The following is a 4,129-nucleotide window of genomic DNA, read 5'->3' as shown; positions in this document are numbered from 1 at the left end:
CTAATAGATGGGAACTTTTTCTCGGATTTCAAATAAAATTTTATATATTTTTCATAATGTTATTAAAATAACAATGAGTAAAACTCCATTATAATATGGGTTTATGAATGATCTATTTCAAGTACATTTTGTATAATTTTTAAGAGAAAGCAAAAATGTCATGTTTTTATCTGAATTCTTATAACAAATGGCAATTTGAAAGCTGTGATATTTTTAATAGTTATAACTGTTAAATATTAAAATAATTGAAGGCAGCCTTTATTTAAAAAGACTGCCTTTTAAAACAACTAATCAATTAGTCCATTGATGAAATGGACATTTTGCTTGTTCTGTTTTTTCTTTGGGTAGGTCTGGCGTCGACACAGGACGACGCTGGTGTTGATCCTGAATGATAGGGAACACAGATGTAAAGAAGTTTGACCAACCACCGGTACGTACTCTTAACAAATTATATTGCTCAGGTGATGTCACAGCTTGAGCAAATGTTTCTGGGTCAGCTACTGTTATTGTTAAAATATTAGATGAACTTCCTTGACTGAATTGCTTCAGAATAGCTACAAGTTCTTTAACGCCAAAGTCTTCACCAATATTAAAATCTGTAGGTGCTCCATCAGCCATTAAGTCTGTGCCAATACCATTAAAACCTTGTAAAGCACGGCTAAACTCAACTTTTTGATGATCAATTGCCAAATCTGCTGGACTTGGTGATGGACTTAGATCAGAAGCTACTGTCGTACCTAAACGGCGACCATCAGCACTCGCACCATTCCATGCCCCCATCTCCACATGATTTTCAAAAGTTCCCACACCCGGTTGAATCTGTATACCAAAAGGATGCTCTTCTGAACCATAACGCTCAGCCAAACCTTTAAGGCTTTGTGCAAATTGGGGCCATGGATGAGTAAATGTCTTGACTGATATTTCAGCAATCATTTGAACAATCTCATCGCCTAATTTATCGACTTCAGAATTCCCTCGCCCATAACGTGGCTGTGCCAAAGCAATTTCACGTAAGCGCTTATAACGATCAGCTTGCGCAGCAATACGCGCATGACCAGCTAAATTACTAATAAATGGCTCGGTCATTTTATATCCCCAGTCACAACACAAGCACTCTAACAACTCAGGCAATGTGGTTACTGCAGTTAAGGGATTAAATACCATTGCCTTAATAGCATAAAGTGAATTGATGGTATTACTCAGCGAGATATAGCACGGTCCATAAATATTATATTTAGCCCCACCACTATAAAAATCCTGTCCTTTAGCCAAACAGTCATCCATCAATACATTTAAAATTGGAGATGGGCAAATATCTGTATTGGCGCCATAACCTAGAATTTGACCATTGAAAGCTTTGCGATTGAGTAATTCAAAATGTTGCTCATAGAGCTCTAACAGTTCTTCAAAACTATCAATCTGATCGGCAGGTTTAGTATTTAATGAAACAGTTTGCCCAAATAGATAGCTTTGTCCTGCACTTGAAATTGTTTTGCCTTGGTTTAGTGCACACTCCAAAGGCTGTAATGTCGAGAACCCACCTAAAGAAAACCAGTTTTCACCTGGAAATTGTGGTTCATAACAACCATCACAAGCGTAATTTTGTGCTGAACGAATATCGACTTTAGAGTTCCAAGTTGGTAAATTAGTGAGTGTATCTCCCCCTACACCATTTCCACTCTGATGAAGACTAGGAATAAGCTTTTCATCATTTAATAAAATCGGGTGAGCGCCACCAGATAAAATCGCATGTGCAGCTTCTTCTAAAATCTCTTCAGGAATATCTTTGCGAGTGCGTAGAGACAAACACGGTGCATTTAACGGTAAACGGCCTGATGCACGAATGAATAATCGTGTGACATCATTGTAAGCAGGTTTGGTTTTAGAAAAGTCTTCTTCACCATCCGCGACTGTACCACCAACTGTAATCTGTTGAATCCATTGTCCTAAAGATGCACCTTGAGGATAAGGGCCTGAACTGCCACCCATCGCAAGATTACCAAAAGGCTGATGGTCTTCCATAAACATACGGTTTTGTTGTACTTTTTCGTCTAGCTTAATATAGAAAGCATCGATAATTTCTTGGGCTTCTTCAGGCGGAATCGCATCTTTTTCAAGGAAAGGTTGCAACAGCTGATCCATACGTCCAAATGCTGTTGGCTCACCATTTAAATGCAAACAACTATGCAGTGTGAAAATAAATTGAACTGCTTCAATAAATGTGTCCGGTTTATCTTTCGACAACTTTTCCATTCGTCGACCAATAGCAGTTAAGTTCTCTTTTTCGAATTGCTGCCCTTCTTGCATCTGGGCTGCAATTTTAAATGCAAGTTTTGAGTAGTTTAAGAAATATTCAGAAATACCAGTCAGTGCCAATGCAGAAGCTTCATAAAAATCTTTCTTTTCTTGAGTCTGTGCATTATTTGCATGTTTAGCAATTTCTTGTTGTAGACCAGCCAAACCTAAATCTAATGCTTTTTTATAATTCGGAATAACATGCCCTACACCCGATGCTTCACTTAAGTTACGCAAAAAACCCTGAAGACGCTCTTCTTCAGATAAATACTTCATTACATAGCGACCTTCACCCAAGGTCAAATTCGGCATAGCTCCTACAATAATTTCATCTGGCATGATGCGATAAGTGTCCGATCCATAAATGACCTTACCTTCGCATTCTCGTCCACTCGAATATGGAATCATTTCACCATTTTTTAATAATATTTTCCGCCCACGGAAACCATAATTTTCTGATGAGAACAATTGCAGACTTAATCGAATAGCCCAGCCTTTACGTAACATAATTGATAAACCCATAATATTTTCAGGTTTATCACTGATCTCAAACTCATCAATGTAATAATCTACCCCTTGCTCAATTTCTTCTTGTTTTCGATTGAAATACCAGTTGTCTTGCCATAAAGAAAATGTATTTTCAAGTAGACTTAAAATACGGTTTGATGGTGGTTTAAAAAATTCACTATGAGGATTTAGACCTGTCGCCATATTAAAAAGATAATTACTGTGGTTGTAATACATTAAACCATTATCAGAACTGTTCGTATAATGGCGATCAAATCGAGTCCAATCCATCCCTGGGAAAAAATTCCAGTTATCGTTATCTAGTCGACTAAAATCATTTAAATATTTTGGAGCATCATCTAATTCTAAATCTTTTAAACTCGGAACATAGAATATACCGCCTAAGTCTGAGTGAAGATTATTGAATAGACGATCATTCATGAAACCTTCTATTGCTCCAATTTGACTTGCCATCACTTCTTCTAAAATGGCAGCAGTTTTTGCAAAACCAGCAAAATAAATCCCTGCTTCATCTGCTTTAGTCACCGATTTTGGCACTCTAAAACTTGAGTTTGATTCAGCACGGCCGAACGGTAAGCCCAGACGCAGAACAGGTGTAGTATTTCCATTTTCATCTTGCACACGAGAAGCTTTAATGTGTGAACGGCTATCACGGTCTGGAATAATCGTGTCGTCAGTTTTACGTCCAATCAAATCTTCAATCTGATCTTCTGACATCATATTTATCTGGTCCCAGTTAATCAGAAAACGTTGGGATAAAACGTATGAACCGCCAAAATGATCAATATCTTCTGCGCCAATCAAAGTATGTTTTGCCAGTGAAATAGGATCAGATGGATTATTTAAATTTTCAGAAAAACGACACCCTAAAACCTTACCATTACGACCGGTTTTAGATTGTGAAGCAGTAACTTGACTAAATATTTCCTTGGTATCTGAAACTAAAAAATGCTCAATATATTTCTGTAATACTGTACAAGCATCAGCATCATCACTTTTCACATGCAACCAAATGTCACCATCTGAGTTTTTAAAACTCCCATTAGACTCAGAGAAAACTTCTGAGACATTTGGATTTTTTTCTTCTGGATAATGTAATTGCATTCCTTTTGGTCGTGACAAATTATCTTTTTTACAAATCAGATCCCAATTATCAAAAGATACACCGATAGCCAACGTCGTATTTTTACTGGAAAGCGCAGGATTTTTATTAATCTCTTGACGCACAGCGATCATTAACTGACGAATTTTTTCACGTGTAATTTCTGTATTAAGCCAAACCGTACTAAAAATTGCATGGGGGGCT

At 37.2% G+C, this 4,129-nt stretch carries 1 protein-coding gene; it reads right to left on the bottom strand.

What is annotated here, in order from left to right:
- Positions 1 to 291: 291 nt before the first annotated feature.
- Positions 292 to 4,129 (bottom strand): Dyp-type peroxidase (locus NL42_RS17740; RefSeq protein ID WP_461313759.1); only part of this gene is annotated, 3,838 nt, incomplete at its 5' end.

This window comes from Acinetobacter sp. GN11 (assembly GCF_054823985.1).
The sequence above is the reverse complement of the archived record's forward strand: the minus strand, read 5'-3'. Positions and strand labels throughout refer to the sequence as shown.